This is a genomic window from Pseudomonas sp. CC120222-01a (assembly GCF_003097235.1).
Lineage (GTDB): Bacteria > Pseudomonadota > Gammaproteobacteria > Pseudomonadales > Pseudomonadaceae > Aquipseudomonas.
Window position 1 is genome coordinate 148,924 of sequence record NZ_QEQQ01000001.1, and the last position, 24,356, is coordinate 173,279.

Consider the following 24,356-nt stretch of genomic DNA (forward strand, 5'->3'; position numbering starts at 1 on the left):
CGCGCAGCACAATGAAAAAGGGCCGCTGATGCGGCCCTTTCGTTGGTCAGTGGTTCATGTGCATGTGGTCATGCCCGCCGCCAGCCTCGGCGTTGAGTGGGCGCACTTCTGCCTGAACCTCGACGGTTTCCTTGGCGCCCTTGGCATCTTCGATGGTCAGGGTCAGCGGTACCTTCTCGCCTTCTTTAACCTGCTGGGTCAGGCCCATCAGCATCACGTGGTAGCCATTGGGATCCAGGCTTACCGGCTTGCCCGCTGGCAGTTCCACGGCCTTCACTTCTTTCATGCCCATCACGTCGCCGTTCATGGTCATTTCGTGCACCTGCACGGTCTTGGCCACTGGCGAAGCCACGCCGACCAGCTTGCTGTCGGTGCTGGCGGTCAGGGTCATGAAGGCGCCAGTGGACGGCTGGTGCGGCACGCTGGCGCGTACCCAGGCGTCACTCACGGCGGTCTGCGCCAGGGCCGGCAGGGCCAGGCCCATCAGTACCAGAGCGGCCAGGCCGCGCTTGATTGGTTGCATCGACATTCAGCAGATCTCCATCAGGGTAGCCAGGTCTTCAGCGCATTCCTTGGCATTCAGCGAATGGCCCAGGCTCAGGCGCAGGGTGCCACGTGTATCGTAGACGTAGCTGGTGGACGAGTGAGAGATGGTGTACGTGTCACCGGCCGGGACCTTTTCGTAGAACACCTTGAACTCCTTGGCCACCGCGGCGATTTCTTCCGGGGTGCCGGTCAGGGCGGTGAACGACGGGTCGAAGGCCTTGACGTAGGCATCGAGCACCTCGGGGGTGTCGCGCTCCGGGTCCAGGGTGATGAACACCACCTGGAAGATCTCGCGGTCGCGGCCCCTGAGCAGCTTCTTGATCTGTGCCGCACGCGCCAGGGTGGTCGGGCAGACGGCCGGGCACTGGGTGAAACCGAAGAAGATCATCGGCATGCTGCCGTAGAAGCTCGACAGGGTGCGAACATTGCCCTGGGGGTCCTTGAGGCTGAACTTGCGCCCAAGGATCTCGTTGCTCATGTTCTTGCCGTACTTGAACTCGAGCCCCCGGGCCGGGTTGCAGCCTGCCAGCAGGCCGAGCCCGAGAACGCCCATCCCGGCGACAACCGCGCGCCGGGTAAACTGATCATTCATTGAACCATCCTTTACAGGGAAGGTGCCGGCCCTCGGGACGGGCCGGCCGAAAAACCGGGGCATTCTGGCATGACACCCCGTGGGCTTCTACCCGACCAAGGCGGTGATGGCCCGCAGCCCTTTAAACATGGGCTGCGGCCTGTTGTCGCAGGGGTTGAAACCGTAACACTTTGTTGCTAGGCCTTGACCCTGAAGAACAACTGCCTTTCACAACGCTGGCAGAAGTGCGCGATCAATGTGGGAGCGGCCTTGCGTCGCGAAAGGGCCGCCTCGCGGCCCCAGCAATTCGTGCGTTGCTGCCGAAATCCTGGGGCTGCTGCGCAGCCCTTTCGCGACGCAAGGCCGCTCCCACAACAAGGCCGCAGCAACAACCAACTCAGTAGTAGGCGTTCTCTTTCTGGGTGTGGTCAGTCACGTCACGCACGCCCTTGAGCTCTGGAATGCGCTCGAGCAGGGTGCGCTCGATGCCTTCCTTGAGGGTCACGTCGGCCTGGCCGCAGCCCTGGCAGCCGCCACCGAACTGCAGCACGGCGATGCCGTCGTCGACCACGTCCACCAGGCTCACCTGGCCGCCGTGGCTGGCCAGGCCCGGATTGATCTCGGTCTGCAGGTAGTAGTTGATACGCTCGTTGATCGGGCTGTCTTCGTTGACCATCGGCACCTTGGCGTTCGGCGCCTTGATGGTCAGCTGGCCACCCATGCGGTCGGTGGCGTAGTCGACCAGCGCGTCTTCCAGGAACGGCACGCTGACCGCGTCGAGGTAGGCGGTGAAACTCTTCAGGCCGACCGGCTCGTCGTCGGGCTTCTCTTCGCCCGGCTTGCAGTAGGCGATGCAGGTCTCGGCGTACTGGGTGCCCGGCTGGGTGATGAAAATACGGATGCCAATGCCAGGCGTGTTCTGCTTGGAGAGCAGATCGGCCAGGTAATCATGGGCGGCGTCAGTAATGGTTATAGCGCTCATGGAAGTTCCTCACAGACTTGCGGCCAAGTGTACGCCAACCTGGCCTTTGTACAAAGTCCTAGTATTTGACTCGGGAAAGCGCAAATTCGTGAGTTTGCTCCCGTGGCGCCGCCAGCCAGGCCTGCATCCGCCGGTACAGGCCGCGCTCCAGCCACTGGTAGCTGAACCACGACATTAGTCCAATGGACGGCACGCACACGGCGAATACCAGGTACGGGTTCAAGTGCAGGCGCTGGGCGGCGAACCAGCCGGCATACAGCACCAGCACGTGGATCAGGTACACCGAATAGGAGCAATCACCCAGCGCCTTGAGCAGGCGGTTGCCCTTGAAGTACGGCTCCAGGGCGATGAACGCCAGCACGATCATGGCGCTTGGCACGCCCCAGTGCAGCAGGCGCTGCGAAGCGTCCAGGTGATAAATCGCGTAGCCCGCCACGGCCAGCACCGCCAGTGGCAGCCACAGGCCCTCGCGGATCAGCCCGCGACGCTGGATCACGCCCAGGCCGATGCCCAGCAGGAATTCGTAGATGATGTCGTTGTTGTAGAAGCGGCTGAGCACGCCCATGCGGCCGAGCACTTCACTGACCAGCAGCAATGCAGCGGTCACCAGCAGCAGGTGGTGGCGCTGGCGCACGAGGAAAGCCAAGCCGAACAACAGGTAGAAGAACATCTCGAAATTCAGCGTCCAGCCCACGTTCAGGGTCGGATACAGACCGTAACCTCCGGGGTTTTCTGCCGGGATGAACAGCAGCGACAACAGCAGGTGATGCCAGTTGAAGGCCTGGTGCGGCATCCACTGGCTGAACGCCAGCAGCAGCGCCGCCATCAACCCAGTGTAGAACCAGTAGGCGGGGACGATGCGCAGGGCCCGGTTGAGCAGGAACTGCCGCGGTTCGATGGGTTTGTCTCGGGTCGACAGGTAGATCACCAGCCCGCTGATGACGAAGAAGATGTCGACGCCTACGGCGCCGCGGTCGGTGAGCAGCTGGCCAATGGGGCCGGTGGCATGGAAGTCGAAGAAGATCTGCATGAAGTGGTGGCAGACCACCACCCAGGCGGCGAACGCCCGCAGTGCCTGAAGCGAATACAGCATGGAATACCTGCGATTGCCGGTGCATTGAGGCCCGGAGGCTATATCAGCCCCCGGGCCACCTACCGTTTCCGACCGCAGCGTATTGGCAAAGGTCAACCGACCCGATCAGAGGTTCTCGTAGCGATTCATGTCCAGCACCCCGTCCTCCACTGGATCGGTTTCCTTGATGTAGGTGCTGAGGTCATGGAAGTAGCGCCAGAACTCCGGGTGGCTGCGGCGCACGCCCCAGCGCATGACGATGCGCTCGAACTTCGCCGGGTCATCCTTGGCGTACTCCATGTCCTCGACGAACTCCGGCACATCCTTGGCCGGGATGTTGAAGATGAAGTTCGGGTAGCTGCTGAGCACGCCCGGGTACAGCGTCAGGGTGTCCAGCCCTGGCTGGTAGCGGTACGCCTCACCGAGCAGGAACGCCACGTTGCTGTGCGCGCGGTTGCGCAGCAGGCTGTAGACCTGGCGCTGGCCGCCCTCGCCTTCGATGCGCAGCATGGTCGCCTCGGGCAGCTGGCTGATCACCTTCAGGCCGGCGGCCGGGCGCGACACCAGGCGGCTGAGCGACTGCTCGACGTTGCGGAACTCCTCGTTCATCTGCGGCCGCGAGCAATAGGCGCCGGTGCAGCGGTTGATCGGGTCTGGCGCGGCGTTCAGGCTACCGGTGCGCTGCAGCAGTTTCAGGCCGAAGTCGCGCTTGGGGTCGCGCGGGTCGAGCTTGATGCCGCTCGGCGTATCGGTGTCGATGTCTTCGTAGTCCAGCCACATCTTCACCTTGCCGCTGTTCTGGTACCAGCTGCCGAGGATCTTGCCACGCTGGTCGGCCGGCATCAGGCGCAGGAAGTTGACCTCGGCACCGTTGCGGATCAGGTCGAAGTACAGGCGCGTCTGCAACTGGTGCGAGACGTTGCCGTACACATCGAAGTTGACCGCCAGCTGGTAGTAGGTGCGCTCGAACAACGGGTAGTCGAACAGCCACACGGTCAGCGGCACATCGCCGATCAGGCCCTTGGTCACCGAGGCGCTGTCGAAGTGGCGGAAGATGCTCAGCAGTGCGTTGTCGTTGCCAGCCCACAGGGTTGCCCAGCCCGGCGCCGGCATTTCGGCATAGGCCTCGCGGCGCAGTTTCTCGTAATCGTTGCGCTTGTCGCGGTAGGCGTGCCACAGGTTCAGCACGCTGCCGACGTCATCGATCTGGCCTGGCATGGCGAGCAGCGGCGTGGCTTCGCCGCGGTACTTGGCATCGGTGATGTAGCGGTCGTGGGCCGGCTCCTGGAACAGCGCCCAGAAATTGTCGCGGATCACATCGGTGGCGATCTGCCCACGGCACACCGGCCCACGAATGAAGGTGCGCACGAAGTACTCGGCGTTATCCAGCATGAACTGGTAGCGCGCCACCGCCGGGATCGCCTCGAAGGTTTCGAACGGGTTGGCCCGGTGGCGTGGGCCGTAGCCTGGCAGCGCACTGGCATGCCAGTCGCCGGCGTAGAACAGCTGCTTCACGCGCTTGAGCTTTTGCGGCCCCATCGGGTAGGTGATGTGGGTCTTGTGCACGATCACGCCCTGCACCGGGATCAGCCGGTAATAGAAGTCGGTGCCTGGCGGGTCGTTGGGGCGGCGCGTGGCGATGATGTCGACCGGCTTGCCGCTTGGCGTGCGCGAGCGTACCCACTGGAAGAAGTGGCCCTGCTCGCCACCAACGAAGTAGATGTGCGCCAGGAACAGGTGCTCGTACAGCCAGCGGGCGACCAGCGCCTCGGTGGAGCCCGGGCGGTTGAGCAGCTCTTCCCAGTCGGCGATCTGCCTGGCCTCGGCTGCGCTTGGCTGGATCGGCTGGTACTCGACCGGCGCACCGGCGGCCAGCCAGCGGCGCATCGTGTCGTATTCCTTGTCGGTCAGGCCGGTGACCGCCAGTGGCATGCCCTCCTTGGGGTGGGCACCGGCATAGGCGTCGAACTCTTCGGGCAGCGGACACATGTTATTGCGGTTGAGCCCCAGGACAATCTCCTCGGGCAGCTTGGCGTTGGGCGTGAGCGGGGTCTTGTGCCCCAGCTCGAGCATGCGCGCCATCAGCGCCGCCTGGCTGCCCTGGTTGTCGAGCACCGAATAGAAGCCCTTCTTGCGCCATGCATCTTCACTGTGGGCGTCGTAGAACAACCGCGTGGGGGGCACGGCCTTGCTCCGTTCGCCCTGGTACACCGGCACCTTGGTGGCACCGCGCACCGCGCCTTCGGGGCTTTCCAGCTTGAGCTGGCAGGCGGCGTCGTTGCAGGCGTGGCAGGCCACGCATTTCTCGGTGAAGATCGGCTGGATATCCCGGGTGTAGGAAATGACCGGGCTCGATTGGGGGGCCTGTCCGAACGCCACGCTGCTGATGAGCAGGGCGAAGACGCTGACAAGGATACGATGCACCATGTGCGGAAAGTCCTGGGTATTGAAAGCCATCACGATTTGCCTGGTCGTCCTTGGGTGCTCTGTATGCATAGCTTGCACAACGCCAGCCCAACATGAACAGAATTCATGCAAATGGGCAATACGCCTAAAAACCGCGCAGCTTTGTTATGATTCGGCACCTTCTGATATTTGCCCGACCAGGTAGTTCCTATGTCCGACCGCAGCGCTCGTCTCCAAGCACTCCAGCACGCACTCAAAGAGCGCATCCTGATCCTCGACGGCGGCATGGGTACTATGATCCAAAGCTATCGCCTCGAGGAACACGACTATCGTGGCACGCGCTTCGCCGATTGGCCAAGCGACGTGAAAGGCAACAACGACCTGCTGCTGCTCAGCCGCCCGGACGTGATCGCCGCGATCGAGAAAGCCTACCTGGATGCCGGCGCCGATATCCTCGAAACCAACACCTTCAACGCCACGCAGATCTCCCAGGCCGACTACGGCATGGAATCGCTGGTCTACGAGCTGAACGTCGAAGGTGCGCGCATCGCCCGCCAGGTGGCCGATGCCAAGACCCTGGAAACCCCGGACAAGCCGCGCTTCGTCGCCGGCGTGCTCGGCCCGACCAGCCGCACCTGCTCGATCTCCCCGGACGTCAACGACCCCGGCTACCGCAACGTCACCTTCGACGAGCTGGTGGAAAACTACATCGAGGCCACCCGCGGCCTGATCGAGGGCGGCGCCGACCTGATCCTGATCGAGACCATCTTCGACACCCTCAACGCCAAGGCGGCGATCTTCGCCGTGCAGCAGGTGTTCGAGGACGACAACGTCGAACTGCCGATCATGATCTCCGGCACCATCACCGACGCCTCCGGCCGTACCCTGTCGGGCCAGACCACCGAAGCGTTCTGGAACTCGGTGCGCCACGCCAAGCCGATTTCCGTGGGCCTGAACTGCGCCCTCGGCGCCAAGGACCTGCGCCCGTACCTGGAAGAGCTGGCGACCAAGGCCGACACCCACGTCTCCGCCCACCCCAACGCCGGCCTGCCGAATGCCTTCGGGGAATACGACGAAACCCCGGCCGAGATGGCCGCGGTGGTCGAGGAATTTGCCGCCAGCGGCTTCCTCAACATCATCGGCGGTTGCTGCGGCACCACCCCGGGCCACATCCAGGCCATCGCCGAAGCCGTGGCCAAGTACAAGCCGCGCGAGATCCCGGAAATTGCCAAGGCCTGCCGCCTGTCGGGCCTGGAGCCGTTCACCATCGACCGCCAGTCGCTGTTCGTCAACGTCGGCGAGCGCACCAACATCACCGGCTCCGCCAAGTTCGCCCGGCTGATCCGTGAAGAGAACTACACCGAAGCCCTGGAAGTCGCCCTGCAGCAGGTCGAGGCCGGCGCCCAGGTGATCGACATCAACATGGACGAAGGGATGCTCGATTCCCAGGCCGCCATGGTCCGTTTCCTCAACCTGATTGCTGGTGAGCCGGACATCTCCCGCGTGCCGATCATGATCGACTCCTCCAAGTGGGAAGTGATCGAAGCGGGCCTGAAGTGCATCCAGGGCAAGGGCATCGTCAACTCGATCTCCATGAAGGAAGGCGTCGAGCAGTTCAAGCACCACGCCCGCCTGTGCAAGCGCTACGGCGCCGCCGTGGTGGTGATGGCCTTCGACGAGGTCGGCCAGGCCGACACCGCAGCGCGCAAGAAGGAAATCTGCCAGCGCAGCTACGACATCCTGGTCAATGAAGTGGGCTTCCCGCCGGAAGACATCATCTTCGACCCGAACATCTTCGCCGTCGCCACCGGCATCGAAGAGCATAACAACTACGCCGTCGATTTCATCGAGGCCTGTGCCTACATCCGCGATCACCTGCCCCACGCGCTGAGCTCGGGCGGCGTGTCCAACGTGTCGTTCTCGTTCCGCGGCAACAACCCGGTGCGTGAGGCGATCCACTCGGTCTTCCTCTACCACGCGATCCAGAATGGCCTGACCATGGGCATCGTCAACGCCGGCCAGCTGGAGATCTACGACGAGATCCCGGCCGCGCTGCGCGAGAAGGTCGAGGACGTGGTGCTCAACCGCACCCCGCATGGCACCGACGCCCTGCTGGCGATTGCCGACGACTACAAGGGCGGCGGCGCAACCAAGGAAGTGGAAAACGAAGAGTGGCGTTCGCTGCCCGTTGAAAAGCGCCTGGAGCACGCGCTGGTCAAGGGCATCACCGCCTTCATCATCGAAGACACCGAAGAATGCCGCCAGCAGTGCGCACGCCCGATCGAAGTCATCGAAGGCCCGCTGATGAATGGCATGAACGTGGTCGGTGACCTGTTCGGCGCCGGCAAGATGTTCCTGCCGCAAGTAGTCAAGTCGGCCCGGGTAATGAAGCAGGCCGTGGCCCATTTGATCCCGTTCATCGAAGCCGAGAAAGGCGACAAGCCGGAAGCCAAGGGCAAGATCCTCATGGCCACGGTCAAGGGTGACGTGCACGACATCGGCAAGAACATCGTCGGCGTGGTACTGGGCTGCAACGGCTACGACATCGTCGACCTTGGCGTGATGGTGCCGGCCGAGAAGATCCTGCAGACCGCCCGCGAGCAGAAGTGCGACATCATCGGCCTGTCCGGCCTGATCACCCCGTCGCTGGACGAGATGGTCCACGTCGCCCGCGAAATGCAGCGCCAGGACTTCCACCTGCCGCTGATGATCGGTGGTGCCACCACCTCCAAGGCACACACTGCGGTCAAGATCGAACCCAAGTACAGCAACGACGCCGTGGTCTACGTCACCGACGCTTCGCGTGCGGTGGGTGTGGCCACCCAGCTGCTGTCCAAGGAACTCAAGCCCGGCTTCGTCGAGAAGACCCGCCAGGACTACGTGGAAGTGCGCGAGCGCACCGCCAACCGCAGCGCCCGCACCGAGCGCCTGAGCTATGCCCAGGCCATCGCCACCAAGCCACAGTACGACTGGGCCGGCTACCAGCCTGCTGTGCCCTCCTTCACCGGCGTCAAGGTGCTGGAAGACATCGACCTGCGCACCCTGGCCGAATACATCGACTGGACCCCGTTCTTCATCTCCTGGGACCTGGCCGGCAAGTTCCCGCGCATCCTCACCGACGAAGTGGTCGGCGAAGCCGCCACCGCGCTGTACAAGGATGCCCGCGAGATGCTCGACAAGCTGATCGACGAGAAACTGATCAGTGCCCGTGCGGTGTTCGGCTTCTGGCCGGCCAACCAGGTCGCCGATGACGACATCGAAGTCTACGGTGAAGACGGCCAGGCCCTGGCCACCCTGCATCACCTGCGTCAGCAGACCATCAAACCCGATGGCAAGCCGAACCTGTCCCTGGCCGACTTCGTCGCGCCGAAGGCCAGTGGCGTCACCGACTACGTCGGCGGCTTCATCACCACCGCCGGCATCGGTGCCGAGGAAGTGGCCAAGGCTTACCAGGACAAGGGCGACGACTACAGCTCGATCATGGTCAAGGCCCTGGCCGACCGCCTGGCCGAGGCCTGTGCCGAGTGGCTGCACGAACAGGTGCGCAAAGAGCACTGGGGCTATGCCCGCGACGAGCAGCTGGACAACGAGGCGCTGATCAAGGAGCAGTACAGCGGCATCCGCCCTGCCCCGGGCTACCCGGCCTGCCCGGACCATACCGAGAAGGAAACCCTGTTCCGCCTGCTCGATGGCACCGCCATCGGCGAAACCGGGCCGAGCGGCGTGTTCCTGACCGAGCACTTCGCGATGTTCCCGGCGGCGGCGGTCAGCGGCTGGTACTTTGCCCACCCGCAGGCGCAGTACTTTGCCGTGGGCAAGGTCGACAAGGACCAGATCGAGCGTTACAGCGCGCGCAAGGGGCAGGACATCAGCGTGAGCGAGCGTTGGCTGGCGCCGAATCTGGGCTACGACAGCTAAGACCGCACTGGCTTCTTCGCGGGCTAGCCCGCTCCCACAGGGACCGCACCGGACTCACGGCTTGCGCAGCACCTGTGGGAGCGGGCGTGCCCGCGAAGAGGCCGGCACAGGCAACCTCTCACCCATTGCCTACACTGTCCCTGATTGCCTCTGATTCTTCAGGAGCCACCATGGACGATTCCAGCCAGGGCAAACCCCCAACCTTCTGGCAGATGCTGCACAGCATCCTCGCCGCCGCCTTCGGCGTGCAGAGCGGCAAGAACCGCGCCCGCGACTTCACCCACGGCAAGGCCAGCCATTTCATCGTGATGGGCACCCTGTTCACCCTGGTATTCATCGCGGTGCTGATCGGCCTGGTGAAACTGGCGCTGCACCTCACTGCCCACTGAGCGCTTCATAAAAAGTAAAACGCCTGCGGGTTTCCCTCCCGCAGGCGTTCTGGCGGCATCACGGTCTTGAGATTCAAGTCACTGGTGGCTGACCCAATACACGGCAGTGACCACCACCAGGACGATCAGGCAGAGGATCGCCCAGGCATCGACACTGCTGTCAGCTTTGCGGACTTTGGTAGAGTTTCCCATTGCATTGCCTCTTGTAGTGGTTATGGGAATGCACTTCACCACCAGCAGTTAAGACGAGCAATGCCCTTCTCTCAAGCAAGGTCTTTCAAAAATCGACGGGGGACGTCAGAAACGGGTACTGGTAGCTCGGCGGGCGCCCTTCGGCGCTGTAATGCTGGAAATCGACGCCGTAGTCATCGCGTTCCAACAGCTTCAGCCAGCGCCTGGCCCTGGCCTGATCGATCGACTGCAACACCGGCAGAATGTGTTCACGCTTGCCGTCGCGATTCACCTCCAGCCCCTGCGCATCGTCGTGCAACAGCACCATGGCCCAGCCGCCCAGCGTGGTGTGCCCGCCCATCAACACGCCCAGGCGCCCCTCGATACGCGCACGCAAGGCTTCTGGCGAGCTGTTGATGGCGCCGAACATCACATCGCGCCCCGGCTTGCGCCCGGCTTCTTCGAACGCCTGCATGGCACCGAGGGCCATCTGGTCATTGGCTGCCCACACGAGCCGGGTCTTCGGGTAACGCTGCAGCAATTGCTGCGCCTGCTCATAGGCGCGCTCGCGGTTCCAGGCGCCATATACCACCTGGCGCAGGCGCACCTGGGGAAAGTCGGCCAACGCCTGACGCATGCCCTCCTCGCGCAACTGAGAGGCCGGAGTGGTCTTGACTCCCGCAAAGGCCACCAGGTCGATCGGCTCGTTGTCACGCGGCAGCAAGGCGACCATCTCGTGCAGCATGCGAAAGCCCGCCTGCTCATCATTGGCGGTCAGGGTGCCGAGTATCTGCCCGTATCGATCGGGCTGGGCCTGAATGCTTCTGGCTTGGCTGGCGGTGAGGCCGTTGTTGACCAGGAACAGCTTGACCCCGGTGCCCTGGGACAGACGAATGATCTCCGGCGCCACGTACTGTTCATTGACCAGCACCAGGTAGTCCGGCCGCTGCGGCCCCTTGAGAATGGCCCGCGCCTGGCTCATCGCCAACGCTGCATCGCGCTCGCTGTACTCCACCCGCAGCGACATGCCCAGCTCATCTGCAGCGGCCTGCATGAAACGCGAGTAGCTGGTCCAGAACGTTTCGTCCGACTGGCCAGGATTGAGAAACACCACCGAAGCGGCTTGAGCGGAAGCTGCCAGGGGCAGGCTCAGGCACAAGCCTTGGCAAAGCGCCTTGAGCATGCGGATACACCCTTTGAAACAAACCAACGAGTATAAACGCGTTGCACTCTGGGGTAACAAATGCCAGTCAGTCTCACTTAGTTCGTTTGGTTCTTTTCATATGCAAAAACATCACTTTAGCGCATAAACCCAACCTGCTATCGTTCCCCGGCTCCGAACCGGAGTGCGCGGCCGTGCGCGCGAATAGCTGCATGCAGCCTGAGACAGGACTTTTATGTACGTATACGACGAGTACGATCAGCGGATCATCGAGGACCGCGTCAAGCAGTTCCGTGATCAGACCCGCCGCTACCTGGCCGGTGAGCTGAGCGAAGAAGAATTCCGCCCTCTGCGCCTGCAGAACGGCCTCTATATCCAACGTTTCGCGCCGATGCTGCGTGTCGCCGTGCCGTACGGCCAGCTGAACGCCAACCAGGTTCGCACCCTGGCCAAGATCGCCCGCGACTACGACAAGGGCTATGCCCACATTTCCACCCGCCAGAACGTGCAGTACAACTGGCCGGCGCTGGAAGACATCCCGGACATCCTTGCCGAGCTGGCCACCGTGCAGATGCACGCGATCCAGACCAGCGGCAACTGCCTGCGCAACACCACCACCGACCAGTTCGCCGGTGTTGCCGCGGATGAACTGGTCGACCCACGCCCATGGTGCGAAATCGTCCGCCAGTGGACCACGTTCCACCCGGAATTCGCCTACCTGCCGCGCAAGTTCAAGATTGCCATCAACGGCTCGAAGGAAGACCGCGCCGCCATCGAAGTGCACGACATCGGCCTGGAGCCGGTGCGCAACGCCGCTGGCGAGCTGGGCTTCCGTGTGCTGGTCGGTGGCGGCCTGGGCCGTACCCCGGTGGTCGGCTCGTTCATCAACGAGTTCCTGCCGTGGCAGGACCTGATCAGCTACCTCGACGCCATCCTGCGCGTGTACAACCGTTACGGTCGCCGTGACAACAAGTACAAGGCGCGGATCAAGATCCTGGTCAAGGCACTGACCCCGGAAGTGTTCGCCGAGAAGGTCGAGGCCGAAATGGCCCACCTGCGTGGCGGCAGCACCACCCTGACCGAGGAAGAAGTGCAGCGCGTCTCGCGCCACTTCGTCGACCCTGAGTACCTGGCCCTCGACAACGTCGACTACAGCGCCCAGGACGCCGAATTCCCAGGTTTCGCCCGCTGGCGCTCGCGCAACACCCGCGCCCACAAGCGCCCTGGCTACGTGGCCGTGACCCTGTCGCTCAAGCCGACTGGCGTTGCCCCTGGCGACCTGACCGACAAGCAGCTGGACGCCGTGGCCGACCTCGCCGAGCGCTACAGCTTCGGCTTCCTGCGCACCTCCCACGAGCAGAACATCATCCTCGCCGACGTCGAGCAGCGCCAGCTGCACGCGCTGTGGATGGAACTGCGCGAGGGCGGCTTCGCCACGCCGAACATCGGCCTGCTGACCGACATCATCTGCTGCCCGGGTGGTGACTACTGCTCGCTGGCCAACGCCAAGTCGATCCCGATCGCCGAATCCATCCAGCGCCGTTTCGACGACCTGGACTACCTGTTCGACATCGGCGAGATCGACCTGAACATCTCTGGCTGCATGAACGCCTGTGGCCACCACCACGTCGGCCACATCGGCATCCTCGGGGTGGACAAGAAGGGCGAGGAGTTCTACCAGGTATCGCTGGGCGGTAACGCCGCGCGCGACGCGAGCCTGGGCAAGATCCTCGGCCCGTCCTTCGCCCAGGATGACATGGCCGATGTGATCGAGAAGCTGATCGCCGTGTACGTCGAACGACGTACCGAGGAAGAGCGTTTCATCGACACCTACCAGCGTATCGGCATCGACCCCTTCAAGGAACGCGTCTATGCAGCGAATCATTAAGAACAACCAGATCGTCGACGAAACCTGGCACCTGCTGCCCAAGGACTTCTCGTTCGACGAGCTGACCAACTGCGACGACTACATCGTCCCGCTGCAGATGTGGCGCGACCATGCCCACGTGCTCAAGGCCCGCGACGGCGGCCTGGGTGTATGGCTGGACAGCGACCAGGAAGCAGAAGAAATCGGCGACGACGTGCAGCACTTCCAGGTCATCGCCCTGAACTTCCCGGCCTTCACCGACGGGCGCAGCTACTCCAATGCGCGCCTGCTGCGTGACCGCTTTGGCTACAAGGGCGAGCTGCGCGCCATCGGCGACGTGCTGCGCGACCAGCTGTTCTTCATGGCCCGCTGCGGCTTCGACGCGTTCGCCATCCGTGCCGACAAGGACCCGGAAGACGCGCTGCAGAGCCTGAAGGATTTCTCGGTGACCTACCAGGGTGCCACCGACGAGCCGCTGCCGCTGTTCCGCCGCCGCTGATCGTCACTCGCAATGCCCCACGGCCCGCCTTTTGGCGGGCCGTTTCATTTGCGTCATGGTTTTACCTGAATCACGGTCGCGCCGCCGATTCGTGACTTCAGGTCAAATGACCTTGGCCCTGCCCTGCCTTAATCAATCCTCGGCAAACCCGCAGACTGCCCCCTATTCGAAGATCGAGCAATGCTGAGCGACTAGGCTCAGTCGGTTCGCCATTCACTTACCAGGAGCAGACCCATGAGCATTCCATCCTTTGGCCTCGGCACTTTCCGCCTGACCGGCCAAACCGTCATCGATTCGGTCAAATCGGCGCTGGAACTAGGTTACCGGGTCATCGACACCGCGCAGATCTACCAGAACGAAACCGAGGTCGGCCAAGCCATCGCCGAGAGCGGCGTGCCACGCAGCGAGCTGTTCATCACCACCAAGATCTGGGTTGATAACTACGCCGCAGACAAGCTCATCCCCAGTCTGCGCGACAGCCTGCAGAAACTGCGCACCGACCATGTCGACCTGCTGCTGATCCATTGGCCGGCCCCGGGCAACGGCGTTGAACTGACCGAATACATGACGGCCCTGGCTGAGGCCAAGAAGCTGGGCCTGACTCGCCAGATTGGCGTGTCCAACTTCAACATCGAGTTGACCAGACAAGCCATCGCCGTGGTTGGCAAAGGCGAAATCGCCACCAACCAGATCGAGCTCAGCCCGTACCTGCAGAACAGCAAGCTGACGGCCTTCCTCAAGGAACAGGGCATCACCGTCACCTCGTACATGACCCTGGCCTACGGCAAGGTCCTGAAAGACCCGGTGTTGACCGAGATCGCCAGCAAGCACAAGGCCACGGTCGCCCAAGTTGCCCTGGCCTGGGCCCTGCAGCTGGGTTACGCGGTGATCCCCTCCTCGACCAAGCGCGAGAACCTGGCCAGCAACTTGCTTGCCCAGAGCCTGCGCCTGGATGCCGACGACATGGCGCGCATTGCCACGCTCGAACGCAATGGCCGGGAAGTCAGCCCCGCCAACCTGGCCCCGGCCTGGGACTGAGGCATTGATAGCGGGGCTGCCTTGCAGCCCCCATGGCCCTGCTCAGAACCTCAACCCCACGTTGATCATCCCCGCCGCCCCACCCAGCACCACGAACTCGGCCCCTACCGGCCCCCAATGCACGCCGAACGACGGAATGATCACTGGTGCAACGCCGAAGTGATTCAACGGGATCTTGTCGTCATATTCGCCCTTGTAGCCCTCGATCAGGCCGGCGCTCAGCTTGGCATACACGGGATAGCGCTCGTGCTCCCAGACCTTGCCCAGATAGGCGTAGTAGGAGCGCTGGGAGAACGAGTTCTTGAAGGTCGCCGCGCCCCACAGCAGGCCGTCTGTGTAGATGCGCTCGATGCCGATCAGTTCCTGGTGGTTGTTGTGCTCAGGGTCGTGGGTCCAGTGCTTGGTATAGGCGCTGGTCTGCACGTACCAATAGTCCCCCTCGCGCTCGCCTTCTTCGGCAATTGCGGCCAGACTCACTGCCAGCAGCCCGATCGCTGTAATTGACGTCCTGTTCATGCTCGATGCCTCGCTGGACAATCCAGTGACACTAGCCGGGCCCGCCCGATCGCGCCATAGGAAAGGTCCAGGGAGGAACCATGCCGATACGCCGTTTGCTGGTGGCTGTAGTACTCGTGGTACTGGCCCTGCTGGGTACTGCGCTGTTCGCCTTGCGGATCACCGCGATTGCCGATTTCCAGCTGGAGCCGTGGCACACCTACGTGCCGGACGAGATGCCAGCCAGCGACATCGACCACGCCAGCTGGGGCGATTACCTCGCTGCCGAGCAACGTGTGTTCAACCAGGTCAACCGCGAAATGCGCGAGCAGCTGGCCAGCGAGCTGCCGTCCGCCTACAACCGCTTCGTGGCCACCAGCCGGGTGTTTCCGGGCAATCTCAGCCATGACTGGAACCGTTCCTACATTGCCGAACCCAGGCAGACCGCCAAGGGCGCGGTGGTGCTGCTGCATGGCCTGACCGACTCGCCGTACAGCCTGCGCCACTTCGCTCGGCATTTTCAGGACCTGGGCTATGTGGTGGTGGCCCCGCGCCTGCCCGGGCATGGCACGGTCCCGGCAGGCCTCACCGCGGCCCACTGGGAAGACTGGATGGCCACCACCCGCCTGGCCGTGCGCGAAGCGACCCACCGCGCCCCCGCAGGCACCCCGCTGTACATCGTCGGTTTCTCCAATGGCGGCGCACTGGCCGTCAAATACAGCCTCGACGCGCTGGAGGACCCGCACCTGGCCAGGCCTACACATCTGGTGCTGATCTCGCCCATGATCGGCGTCAGCCGCTTTGCCCGCTTTGCCGGCATCGCCGGCCTGCCAGCGTTGTTCCCGGCGTTCGCCAAGGCCGCCTGGCTGAGCGTCCTGCCTGAGTTCAACCCCTTCAAGTACAACTCGTTCCCGGTCAATGCCGCGCGCCAGTCCTACGAACTGACCGAAGCCGTGCGCCAACAGCTGGTCGCGCAAACCCGCGCACCGCAGCGACTGGCCACACTGCCACCGGTTCTCACCTACCAATCATTGGTTGATGGCACGGTCAGCACCGAAGCCATCCAGACCGACCTCTACGACCGTCTGCCCGCCAATGGCAGTGCGCTCGTGGTGTTCGACACCAATGCCTCGCTGGGTATCGACGACATGCTCAGGCCGTCGGTAGCGGCCCTGCGCGACAGGATGTTCGCCGCACAGGCCCGCCCCTATGCGCGCACCTTGATTGCGACCCGAGGCCCGGGCAATGCGCAGCTCAAGTCGACACACTTCGCGGCCCTGGCAACCGCGGCTGACGAGCAGATGCTGGATGCGGTGTATCCGCCCAGCCTGATCTCGCTGTCCCATGTGGCACTGCCCTTTCCCATCGACGATTCGCTGTATGGGCAACAGCCTGATGGCCAGGAGAATTACGGGGTGAACCTGGGCAACTTGAACATGCGCGGGGAACGTGGAGCGTTGATCGTGGATGCGGGGAGCTTTTCGCGGGCGACTTCGAATCCGTTTTTCAAGGTGATGCTGGAAGGGCTGGATGAGCAGTTGCGGTTGCGCTGAGGCGCCTGGATTGAGGCTTTTTGCGCCTGTGAGATCGAGAGCCGCGCGGGCGGCGCTCGATCTTGAAGGCGCCACTATTCCACCAAGCGCAACAATGAAATGCCAACCGCACGGATTCTCGGCCAAGCCAGCGAGTACTACGCTACTCCCTGCCAACCACTCCCGAGGAGCCACCCCGATGTCCCGCCCACCACTGCCCCCGTTCACCCACGAATCCGCCATCCAGAAAGTCCGCCTCGCCGAAGATGGCTGGAACAGCCGCGACGCTGCAAAAGTGGCTCTGGCCTATACCGTCGACACCGCCTGGCGCAACCGCGTCGAATTCCCCCGTGGCCGCGCCGAGGTCGAGGCGTTTCTGACCCGCAAGTGGAACCACGAACTGGAATACCGCCTGATCAAGGAACTGTGGGCCTTCAGCGGTAACCGCATCGCCGTGCGCTATGCCTACGAATACCACGACGACAGCGGCCAGTGGTTCCGTGCCTACGGCAACGAGAACTGGGAGTTCGCCGAAGATGGCCTGATGCAAAACCGCTTTTCCAGCATCAATGAACACCCTATCAGCGAAGCAGAGCGCAAGTTCCACTGGCCGCTGGGCCGGCGGCCGGATGATCATCCGGGCCTGAGCGACCTGGGGCTCTGATCAGCCCACCGGCAAGCTGACCTTGACCTCCAGCCCGCCGCCCGGGCGATTGGCCAAGGTCACGCTGCCGCCCTGTTCCAGCACGATCGCGCGTACCGCCGGCAAGCCGAGCCCGACACCACCGGTGTCACGATTGCGCGAACCTTCGATGCGGAAAAACGGCGCGAACACGCGCTCCTGCAATTCGGGCGCGATACCCGGCCCGCGATCCAGCACGGTGATTTCCAGTTGCTCGGCAGTGACCGCCAGCCGCAGCTCAGGCGCCAGGCCATACTTGACCGCATTATCGACCAGGTTCACCAGCACCCGTTTGATACCCACCGGCCGCCCCACGTAAACGCAGCGCCGCGGAGTATCGAGGGCAACCTTGATACCGGCGTCCTTGAAGTCGTCCACCACCGTTTGCAGCATCTCGGCCAGGTCGAACGCCGTGGTCTGTTCAAGCCGCGCATCGTCGCGGAAGAACTCCAGTGCGGCATCGACCATGGCCTGCATTTCGTCGACATCCTTGAACAGCTTGGCCTGCAATTCGCCGTCCTCGATGAACTCGCCGCGCAGTCGCATGCGCGTCAAGGGCGCGCGCAGGTCGTGGGAAATCGCCGCCAGCATCTGCGTGCGATCATTCAAGAAGTGCTTGAGCTGTGCCTGGGTGGCATTGAAGGCGAGGATGGCCTGGCGCAGGTCATGGGGGCCGACCACCGGGATCGGCGGCGCGTTGAAGTCCTTGCCGAAACGCCGTGCGCCTTCAGCGAAGCGCTCCAGAGGATGGGCCAGATAGCGTGTAGCGAACAGCGCGACCACCAGGCTGGAAAGCAGCATCAAGGTAAGGATGATCAGGTTGCGTGGCAGTTCGTCCAGGCCCCAGCTGCGGTCCGTGGCGCGGTACAACACCCAGCTCCTGTCACTCAGCTCGATCATCAGGGCGTAGCCGCGCGCCGGTTCATACTCCAGCAGGTCAGATGGCTCGAAGGCCTCGATTCGTGCATCGGGCCGCTTCAACAAGGCACGCAGGGTTGGCGTGCCCTTGCGAAACTCGGCATCGACCAGTTCAGGCATACCGGCTTCATCATGGCTGCGCAACCACTGCACGGAGTAAGAGCCATCCCCTGCCGCGCTGGCAATGTTGGCGCGCTGCGCCTCGGGCGCAGCATCGAGGATGCGGGTGACGGTGGCGACCTTCTCGATCACCCCGCTTTCCAGCAACGGCGGCTGCGCCCACACGCTCAGCAACAGACTGAACAGACCCTTGAGCAGCAACAGGATGAACATCGCCGTCAGGGTGGTCAGGGCAATCCAGCGGGCGATGGTGATGCGGGGCCGCGGCAGGGCCTTGCGCAGTCTGGCCAACAACCTCATCGCTTGACCACGGTGGCAGTGAACAGGTAACCGACATTGCGCAGGGTACGGATCAGCGGTTCGGCGGCTGCTTCGCTCTCCAGCTTGCGCCGCAGCCGGCTGACCTGTACGTCGATACTGCGGTCATAGGCCTCGTAGGACTCACCCCGGGCCAGGTCGAGCAACTGCTGGCGGCTGAGTACTCGCCGGGGGTGCTCGGCGAACACCAGCAACAGCTCGAACTCACCGTTGGACAGCGGGATCATCACCTGCTCCGGCGAACGCAGTTCACGGCGCACCACATCCAGTTGCCAGCCGGAAAACTCCAGCAGCGTGCGCGGGTTGTCAGCTGCGCCTTCCACCATTTCACCCACACGGCGCAACACCGCCCGTACCCGCGCCAGCAGCTCACGGGCGGCGAAGGGCTTGGTCAGGTAATCATCGGCGCCCAGCTCCAGGCCGACCACGCGATCGCTCAACTCGGCCATGGCCGTGAGCATGATCACCGCCACCTTGTGCTCGGCACGCAGTCGTTGGCACAGCACCAGGCCACTGTCACCCGGCAGCATCACGTCGAGAATGACAAGGTCTGGCACCCGTCGTTCCAGGGCTTGCCATAGCCCTTTGCCATCGCGGGCCACGTCGACCTCGTAGCCATGCTGGCGGAGAAACTTCTGGAGCAGATCGAGTACTTCGACATCATCGTCGACAATCAGCAAATGGCTCAAAACAGGCACCGAAAACAAAGGCAATTACCGTCTACTGTAAGGCCATCAGCGGGCTGCCGTCATATATTTCAACCCGGAAACAAAGTGTCAGACGCGAGATATTTCAGACATTCCCAGGCAATCAATCCCCCGCAGCATCGGCGCCACTTCTTCACAGGAATGTGCCCATGCAAAATCCTTCTGCTGCCTGGATATCTGCCCGCAATACGGTCCTGGCCTTGTCACTGCTTGCCGCCAGCGGCTGCAGCCAGCGCCCGCCGGCCACGGCTTGCGGACCGGTCGCCTATCAAATTAGCGACCCGGCCGAACCTGCCAACCGCGCCGTGTTCGCATTCAACCGCAGCGTCGACGACTACCTGCTAGCGCCGGTCGCCCGTGGCTATACCGCCTTGCCGAACTTTGCCCAGCAAGGTGTACATAACTTCGCAACCAACTTCGGTGAGCCAAAGGTGTTCGCCAACGATCTGCTGCAAGGCAATGGCGAGCGGGCGATGACCAGCCTGAGCCGCTTCATCTTCAACACCACCCTCGGCGTGGCCGGCCTGATCGATGTTTCCGGGAAGATGGGGCTTGCCCGCCATGAGTCGGACTTCGGCCAGACCTTCGCCGTGTGGAACATCGCCGACGGCCCGATCGTCGAATTGCCGCTGCTGGGCTCGCACAACCTGCGCGATGCGACTGGCCGGGTCCTGAGCCTGGCAGTGGACCCGTTCGGCGACAACAGCGATACGGTCGAGACCCTGAGCACCGTGGCCCTGGCCGGCGGCATGGTGGATGGTCGGGCGCAGGCGTTACCGGTGACCGACAAACTGCGCACGCAGCCTGATTACTACCAGGCCGTGCGCGATTTCACCGCGCAACAGCGCGCCAACCGGGTGGTCGAAGGCCAGCTCGGCGCGCCAGGCAAGCGCCCGGACCAGTGCCAGGGAGGGCCTGCAAGTGAATGATGCGGTGTCACTGTTCCGCCGCGTGGAGTGCGGGACCGAGCAGCCGGTGCTGTTGCACGAACTCGAAGCCCGCGTCTCGGAGGATGGGCGCGAGCTGATCGTCAGCCGTTATCGGGAACGTTATGGCGAGAGTGGCGATACCCAGCGTCACGAGGTGCATCGCCGCGTACCGATCGCCACACTGTTGAAGTGGATGGCCAGGGAAGGCACGGCACCCCAGCCATCGAGATGATGCCACTCAGTGCGTCATCTTGCTCACTGCAGCCACCAGTATCGGGGCCAGCTCCGCATCGGTCATCGCCGGGCTGACCTGCATGTGCGCCAGGTCGCTCCAGTCCATCGTCCAATGCAATACAGGTTGCAGGTCATTGCTTTCGACCACGGCAAAACCCTGCAGCTCGCCTACTGCGTGCCAACGGCCATGCACCTTCAGCTCGGCGGGCGGCAGGCCGCCGGTCTTGGCGAAGCGGGCCATGACGGCGTTGCGGTTTTCCGGGGCAATGCTCCATTGAATGATGAAAAGCATGTGGCACCTCCCAGTTGCTCGGCACCTGTGCCAGACACCCGCCCCGGGGGCGCCGGGGCCTGAGGCGGGTGAATGCGCCATGTTTAGGCATAGCAGGATGAACAGCCGATTGCCTGCCTGATCATCGGAATCTGTACCGGCCTCTTCGCGGGCATGTCGGGGCGCCGAACCGCCGCGAAGAGGCCGGTACAGGTAGCAGCAGAATCAGGCAATCCGTCGGCCGGATCGAGTTACCCCTGAGCGGAATTGGTCGGACATGCTGCACATCCCGCCCCCCGCACACGAGGACACTCCCATGCACGTCATTGCCTACGGCGCCCACGCCAGCGACCGCCCCCTGGAGCCGATCCGCATTACCCGCCGCGCCCCCGGTGCCGATGATGTTCAGATCGCCATCGACTACTGCGGCATCTGCCATTCCGACCTGCACCAGGTGCGCTCCGAATGGGAGGGTACCCAGTTCCCCTGCGTACCGGGCCACGAAATCGTTGGCCGGGTCACGGCGGTCGGCGCCCAAGTCACTGGCTTCAAGCCCGGCGACCTGGTCGGCGTGGGCTGCATCGTCGACAGCTGCAAGCACTGCGCCGACTGCGAGGCAGGCCTTGAGAACTACTGCAACGGCATGATCGGCACCTACAACTTCCCCACCCCCGACGAACCAGGCTGGACCCTCGGCGGCTACTCGCAGCAGATCGTGGTCCACCAGCGTTACGTGCTGCGCGTGAACCATCCGCAGGCCCAGCTCGCAGCCGTGGCCCCGCTGCTGTGCGCCGGCATCACCACCTATTCGCCCCTGCGCCATTGGGGCGCCGGGCCGGGCAAGAAAGTCGGCGTGGTCGGCATCGGCGGGCTTGGCCACATGGGCATCAAGCTGGCCCATGCCATGGGTGCGCACGTGGTCGCCTTCACCACCTCCGAGTCCAAGCGCGAAGCGGCCTTGGCGCTGGGCGCCGATGAAGTCGTGGTATCACGCGATGCCGAGGCGATGGCACGGCACCATCTGTCGTTCGACTTCATCCTCAACACCGTGGCGGCACCGCACGAGCTGGATGCATTCCTGGTCCTGCTCAAACGCGACGGCACCCTCGGCCTGGTCGGCGCGCCAGCCACGGCACACCCCTCGCCGAACGTGTTCAACCTGATCATGAAGCGCCGGGCGATTGCCGGCTCGATGATCGGCGGCATCGCCGAAACCCAGGAAATGCTCGACTTCTGCGCAGAGCACGGCATCGTCGCCGATATCGAACTGATCCGCGCCGATCAGATCAACGAAAGCTACGAGCGCATGCTCAAGGGCGATGTGAAATACCGCTTCGTGATCGACAACGCCACCCTGGCCGACTGAATGTCCGAATCGCGACAGTGAGTGCCTGTTCGACGTGAGACAGGCATTGTCCGGCTGGATAACCTCCATCGGGCAATGCCTTGCCATCACTCGAAAAAGAGCCTCGCCCATGACCACGCCTTCCGCCACCTTGGCCCCGCCCGCCAGCACCGCCGACCAACCCCAGGGCTTTTTGGTCCGCATCGTCGGTGCCGCCGCCTTCGCCCACCTGCTCAACGACCTGATCCAGGCCGTGCTGCCGTCGATCTACCCGATGCTCAAGAGCGACTTCTCGCTGAGTTTCGCCCAGATCGGCTGGATCGCCCTGATCTACCAGGTCACCGCCTCGCTGCTGCAGCCCTGGGTCGGCATGTACACCGACAAGCGCCCCATGCCCTACCTGCTGCCCACCGGCATGCTGTTTACCCTGGTCGGCATCGCCCTGCTGGCTTTCGCCAGTAGTTACGAAATGCTGTTGTTCGCCGCCGCGGTGGTGGGCATCGGTTCAGCGACCTTCCACCCGGAAGCCTCGCGGGTGGCGCGCATGGCCTCCGGCGGGCGCTTCGGCACTGCGCAGTCGACCTTTCAGGTCGGCGGCAACACAGGTTCCGCCATCGGCCCGCTGCTGACCGCCGCCATCGTCATCCCCCACGGCCAGCCGGCCATTGCCTGGTTCATGCTGGCTGCCGCCTTGGCCATCTTCGTGCTGCTGCGCGTCACTGGCTGGACCATCCGCCACGGCCAGACCCAACTCAAAGGCCTGGCCGGGCAACAGGCGCCAGGGCTTTCGAAAGGTGCCATGTGGCGCGCCGTGGGCGTGATCGCCGTGCTGATGTTCGCCAAGTTCGTCTACATCGCGTCGTTCACCAACTACTTCACCTTCTACCTGATCGAGCACTTCGGCCTGAGCGTGCAACAAAGCCAGCTGTACCTGTTCGTGTTCCTCGCCGCCGTGGCCCTGGGCACCTTTGCTGGCGGGCCGGTGGGTGACCGCATCGGGCGCAAGGCGGTGATCTGGATCTCGTTCCTCGGCGTGGCGCCGTTCGCCCTCGCCCTGCCCTACGCCAACCTGGCCTGGACCGCCGTGCTGGCAGTGGCCATCGGCCTGGTGATGTCGTCGGCCTTCGCCGCGCTGGTGGTGTACGCCCAGGAAGCCGTGCCAGGCCGCGTCGGCATGGTGTCGGGGGTGATGTTCGGCCTGATGTTCGGCATCAGTGGCATCGGTGCTGCGGGCCTTGGCGAGCTGGCCGACCTGCACGGCATCGAGTGGGTGTACCAGGTGATCTCGTTCCTGCCGCTGCTGGGCCTGGCCACCGCACTGCTGCCGGCGACCCGTTCGAAGGCGCGGCCTACTCGCTGCTGCTAAGATGGCCGCGCTTGTTGGACTGGACGAGAACATCATGGTCAAACCCCAGCACGAACTGCTGTTGGAGGTCGATGAATGGACCTGGGAGGTGGGCAGCCGGGCAACCGACTACCCGCCTGACTGGTACATCGCTCCCCACTCGCACGCCAAGCACCAACTGATCTACGCCATCAAGGGGCTGATGCTGGTCGAGTCCGAGGCCGAGCGTTGGACCGTGCCCCCCAGTCGGGGTATCTGGATGCCCAGCGGCCAGGTGCATGCCATCCGCTGTGTCGGTGAGGTAAAGATGCGCAGCGTGTTCGTGCGCCCCGATGCGGCACTCGAGCTGCCGCTGGCAAGCAAGGCCATCAGCATTTCACCGCTGCTCAGCGAACTGATCAAAGCGTCGGTCGACTTTGCCGGGCCGTTTGTCGAGGACTCGCGTGAGGCGCGGATCATGCGCCTGATCCTCGACGAGATCTGCGTGCTGCCAACCTTGCCGCTGAAGCTGCTGCAACCCCGCGACAAACGCTTGCGGACCATCTGCGCGACCCTCCACGAGCGGCCACACGACACCTCGACCCTGGCCGACTGGGGCACGCACCTGGGCGTCGACGAGAAAACCATCCAGCGCCTGTTCCGCAAGGAAACCGGCATGACCTTCGGCCAGTGGCGCCAGCAGGCGCGGCTGATGCAGGCGCTGGAGCGCATCGCCCTGGGCGAGCGCATCATCGATGTTGCAGGCACGCTGGGCTATGACAGCCCCAGCGCATTCGCCAGCATGTTCAAGCGCCAGTTCGGCACCACGCCTAGCCAGTTCTTCAAGTAGGCCTGTTGCG

Annotated in this window: 22 protein-coding genes; 12 read left to right on the forward strand and 10 right to left on the reverse strand. The window is 63.5% G+C overall.

Annotated elements, in window-relative coordinates; translation table 11 throughout:
- Window positions 1-46 precede the first annotated feature (46 nt).
- The 5 genes from N430_RS00755 to N430_RS00775 all read right to left on the reverse strand — a co-directional run bounded on the left by N430_RS00755 (window position 47) and on the right by N430_RS00775 (window position 5,598).
- Window positions 47-529: a copper chaperone PCu(A)C gene (locus tag N430_RS00755; protein WP_110632098.1), complete on the reverse strand. Its 483-nt coding sequence runs from the start codon at window positions 527-529 to the stop codon at window positions 47-49.
- Entirely contained in the window at window positions 530-1,138 is a 609-nt protein-coding gene (locus tag N430_RS00760; protein WP_060511040.1) for an SCO family protein, read from the reverse strand. It abuts the gene before it with no gap.
- 376 nt (window positions 1,139-1,514) lie between these two features.
- Complete coding sequence (nfuA, locus tag N430_RS00765) at window positions 1,515-2,099, reverse strand: Fe-S biogenesis protein NfuA (protein ID WP_027919855.1); 585 nt, start codon at window positions 2,097-2,099, stop codon at window positions 1,515-1,517.
- Window positions 2,100-2,157: 58 nt separating this feature from the next.
- Window positions 2,158-3,192, reverse strand: a complete 1,035-nt coding sequence (locus N430_RS00770) for an acyltransferase (RefSeq protein WP_110632095.1) — start codon at window positions 3,190-3,192, stop codon at window positions 2,158-2,160.
- 105 nt (window positions 3,193-3,297) lie between these two features.
- Entirely contained in the window at window positions 3,298-5,598 is a 2,301-nt protein-coding gene (locus N430_RS00775; protein ID WP_110632092.1) for a fatty acid cis/trans isomerase, read from the reverse strand.
- A 189-nt stretch (window positions 5,599-5,787) separates the two neighbouring features.
- Here N430_RS00775 and metH point away from each other — a divergent pair, with 189 nt between their 5' ends.
- Both metH and N430_RS00790 read left to right on the forward strand, forming a co-directional pair.
- The gene (metH, locus tag N430_RS00785) at window positions 5,788-9,495 is read left to right on the forward strand and encodes a methionine synthase (protein ID WP_110632087.1); all 3,708 of its coding nucleotides are present in this window, start codon (window positions 5,788-5,790) and stop codon (window positions 9,493-9,495) included.
- Between the two features lie 170 nt (window positions 9,496-9,665).
- Window positions 9,666-9,884 carry a DUF2970 domain-containing protein gene (locus N430_RS00790; RefSeq protein WP_110632084.1) on the forward strand — a complete coding sequence of 73 codons (219 nt, stop codon included), beginning with the start codon at window positions 9,666-9,668 and terminating at the stop codon, window positions 9,882-9,884.
- A 277-nt stretch (window positions 9,885-10,161) separates the two neighbouring features.
- Here N430_RS00790 and N430_RS00795 read toward each other — a convergent pair whose 3' ends face one another.
- Window positions 10,162-11,238, reverse strand: coding sequence for an ABC transporter substrate-binding protein (locus N430_RS00795; protein WP_110632081.1), 1,077 nt, complete (start codon window positions 11,236-11,238; stop codon window positions 10,162-10,164).
- 214 nt (window positions 11,239-11,452) lie between these two features.
- On the opposite strand from N430_RS00795, the gene N430_RS00800 reads away from it, so the two are divergent.
- The 3 genes from N430_RS00800 to dkgB all read left to right on the forward strand — a co-directional run bounded on the left by N430_RS00800 (window position 11,453) and on the right by dkgB (window position 14,621).
- Window positions 11,453-13,105, forward strand: coding sequence for a nitrite/sulfite reductase (locus N430_RS00800; RefSeq protein ID WP_110632078.1), 1,653 nt, complete (start codon window positions 11,453-11,455; stop codon window positions 13,103-13,105).
- On the forward strand, window positions 13,089-13,583 hold the full coding sequence (locus N430_RS00805; protein WP_110632075.1) for a DUF934 domain-containing protein: 495 nt from the start codon (window positions 13,089-13,091) through the stop codon (window positions 13,581-13,583). The genes N430_RS00800 and N430_RS00805 overlap by 17 nt, the downstream gene beginning before the upstream one ends.
- Before the next feature lie 234 nt (window positions 13,584-13,817).
- Window positions 13,818-14,621, forward strand: a complete 804-nt coding sequence (dkgB, locus tag N430_RS00810) for a 2,5-didehydrogluconate reductase DkgB (RefSeq protein ID WP_110632072.1) — start codon at window positions 13,818-13,820, stop codon at window positions 14,619-14,621.
- A 42-nt stretch (window positions 14,622-14,663) separates the two neighbouring features.
- Here dkgB and N430_RS00815 read toward each other — a convergent pair whose 3' ends face one another.
- Window positions 14,664-15,137, reverse strand: coding sequence for a sn-glycerol-3-phosphate transporter (locus N430_RS00815; protein WP_110632067.1), 474 nt, complete (start codon window positions 15,135-15,137; stop codon window positions 14,664-14,666).
- Window positions 15,138-15,217: 80 nt separating this feature from the next.
- Here N430_RS00815 and N430_RS00820 point away from each other — a divergent pair, with 80 nt between their 5' ends.
- The gene (locus N430_RS00820) at window positions 15,218-16,669 is read left to right on the forward strand and encodes a carboxylesterase (RefSeq protein WP_110632064.1); all 1,452 of its coding nucleotides are present in this window, start codon (window positions 15,218-15,220) and stop codon (window positions 16,667-16,669) included.
- Between the two features lie 178 nt (window positions 16,670-16,847).
- Entirely contained in the window at window positions 16,848-17,312 is a 465-nt protein-coding gene (locus N430_RS00825; protein ID WP_110632061.1) for a DUF1348 family protein, read from the forward strand.
- Here the strand turns inward: N430_RS00825 and N430_RS00830 are convergent, their stop codons facing one another.
- Both N430_RS00830 and N430_RS00835 read right to left on the reverse strand, forming a co-directional pair.
- Window positions 17,313-18,668 (reverse strand): ATP-binding protein, encoded by a 1,356-nt coding sequence (locus tag N430_RS00830; protein ID WP_110632058.1) that lies wholly within the window; start codon window positions 18,666-18,668, stop codon window positions 17,313-17,315.
- The gene (locus tag N430_RS00835) at window positions 18,665-19,375 is read right to left on the reverse strand and encodes a response regulator (RefSeq protein ID WP_110632553.1); all 711 of its coding nucleotides are present in this window, start codon (window positions 19,373-19,375) and stop codon (window positions 18,665-18,667) included. Before N430_RS00835 ends, N430_RS00830 begins: the two co-directional genes overlap by 4 nt.
- Window positions 19,376-19,542: 167 nt before the next feature.
- On the opposite strand from N430_RS00835, the gene N430_RS00840 reads away from it, so the two are divergent.
- Both N430_RS00840 and N430_RS00845 read left to right on the forward strand, forming a co-directional pair.
- Window positions 19,543-20,322 carry a VacJ family lipoprotein gene (locus N430_RS00840; RefSeq protein WP_110632055.1) on the forward strand — a complete coding sequence of 260 codons (780 nt, stop codon included), beginning with the start codon at window positions 19,543-19,545 and terminating at the stop codon, window positions 20,320-20,322.
- Complete coding sequence (locus N430_RS00845; protein WP_110632050.1) at window positions 20,315-20,554, forward strand: hypothetical protein; 240 nt, start codon at window positions 20,315-20,317, stop codon at window positions 20,552-20,554. The genes N430_RS00840 and N430_RS00845 overlap by 8 nt, the downstream gene beginning before the upstream one ends.
- A gap of 6 nt (window positions 20,555-20,560) precedes the next feature.
- Here the strand turns inward: N430_RS00845 and N430_RS00850 are convergent, their stop codons facing one another.
- The gene (locus N430_RS00850; protein ID WP_110632047.1) at window positions 20,561-20,848 is read right to left on the reverse strand and encodes a DUF3303 domain-containing protein; all 288 of its coding nucleotides are present in this window, start codon (window positions 20,846-20,848) and stop codon (window positions 20,561-20,563) included.
- Window positions 20,849-21,143: 295 nt separating this feature from the next.
- On the opposite strand from N430_RS00850, the gene N430_RS00855 reads away from it, so the two are divergent.
- The 3 genes from N430_RS00855 (at window position 21,144) to N430_RS00865 (ending at window position 24,346) form a co-directional block, all read left to right on the forward strand.
- Window positions 21,144-22,193, forward strand: a complete 1,050-nt coding sequence (locus N430_RS00855; protein ID WP_110632043.1) for an NAD(P)-dependent alcohol dehydrogenase — start codon at window positions 21,144-21,146, stop codon at window positions 22,191-22,193.
- A 109-nt stretch (window positions 22,194-22,302) separates the two neighbouring features.
- Window positions 22,303-23,538, forward strand: a complete 1,236-nt coding sequence (locus tag N430_RS00860) for an MFS transporter (RefSeq protein ID WP_110632040.1) — start codon at window positions 22,303-22,305, stop codon at window positions 23,536-23,538.
- Between the two features lie 34 nt (window positions 23,539-23,572).
- Window positions 23,573-24,346 (forward strand): helix-turn-helix transcriptional regulator, encoded by a 774-nt coding sequence (locus N430_RS00865; RefSeq protein WP_110632550.1) that lies wholly within the window; start codon window positions 23,573-23,575, stop codon window positions 24,344-24,346.
- Window positions 24,347-24,356: the final 10 nt, after the last annotated feature.

Coding starts and splice junctions, on each gene's coding strand:
- N430_RS00755 (WP_110632098.1), bottom strand. CDS start 529: ATGTCGATGCAACCAATCAAGCGCGGCCTGGCCGCTCTGGTACTGATG.
- N430_RS00760 (WP_060511040.1), bottom strand. CDS start 1,138: ATGAATGATCAGTTTACCCGGCGCGCGGTTGTCGCCGGGATGGGCGTT.
- nfuA (WP_027919855.1), bottom strand. CDS start 2,099: ATGAGCGCTATAACCATTACTGACGCCGCCCATGATTACCTGGCCGAT.
- N430_RS00770 (WP_110632095.1), bottom strand. CDS start 3,192: ATGCTGTATTCGCTTCAGGCACTGCGGGCGTTCGCCGCCTGGGTGGTG.
- N430_RS00775 (WP_110632092.1), bottom strand. CDS start 5,598: ATGGTGCATCGTATCCTTGTCAGCGTCTTCGCCCTGCTCATCAGCAGC.
- metH (WP_110632087.1), top strand. CDS start 5,788: ATGTCCGACCGCAGCGCTCGTCTCCAAGCACTCCAGCACGCACTCAAA.
- N430_RS00790 (WP_110632084.1), top strand. CDS start 9,666: ATGGACGATTCCAGCCAGGGCAAACCCCCAACCTTCTGGCAGATGCTG.
- N430_RS00795 (WP_110632081.1), bottom strand. CDS start 11,238: ATGCTCAAGGCGCTTTGCCAAGGCTTGTGCCTGAGCCTGCCCCTGGCA.
- N430_RS00800 (WP_110632078.1), top strand. CDS start 11,453: ATGTACGTATACGACGAGTACGATCAGCGGATCATCGAGGACCGCGTC.
- N430_RS00805 (WP_110632075.1), top strand. CDS start 13,089: ATGCAGCGAATCATTAAGAACAACCAGATCGTCGACGAAACCTGGCAC.
- dkgB (WP_110632072.1), top strand. CDS start 13,818: ATGAGCATTCCATCCTTTGGCCTCGGCACTTTCCGCCTGACCGGCCAA.
- N430_RS00815 (WP_110632067.1), bottom strand. CDS start 15,137: ATGAACAGGACGTCAATTACAGCGATCGGGCTGCTGGCAGTGAGTCTG.
- N430_RS00820 (WP_110632064.1), top strand. CDS start 15,218: ATGCCGATACGCCGTTTGCTGGTGGCTGTAGTACTCGTGGTACTGGCC.
- N430_RS00825 (WP_110632061.1), top strand. CDS start 16,848: ATGTCCCGCCCACCACTGCCCCCGTTCACCCACGAATCCGCCATCCAG.
- N430_RS00830 (WP_110632058.1), bottom strand. CDS start 18,668: ATGAGGTTGTTGGCCAGACTGCGCAAGGCCCTGCCGCGGCCCCGCATC.
- N430_RS00840 (WP_110632055.1), top strand. CDS start 19,543: ATGCAAAATCCTTCTGCTGCCTGGATATCTGCCCGCAATACGGTCCTG.
- N430_RS00850 (WP_110632047.1), bottom strand. CDS start 20,848: ATGCTTTTCATCATTCAATGGAGCATTGCCCCGGAAAACCGCAACGCC.
- N430_RS00855 (WP_110632043.1), top strand. CDS start 21,144: ATGCACGTCATTGCCTACGGCGCCCACGCCAGCGACCGCCCCCTGGAG.
- N430_RS00860 (WP_110632040.1), top strand. CDS start 22,303: ATGACCACGCCTTCCGCCACCTTGGCCCCGCCCGCCAGCACCGCCGAC.
- N430_RS00865 (WP_110632550.1), top strand. CDS start 23,573: ATGGTCAAACCCCAGCACGAACTGCTGTTGGAGGTCGATGAATGGACC.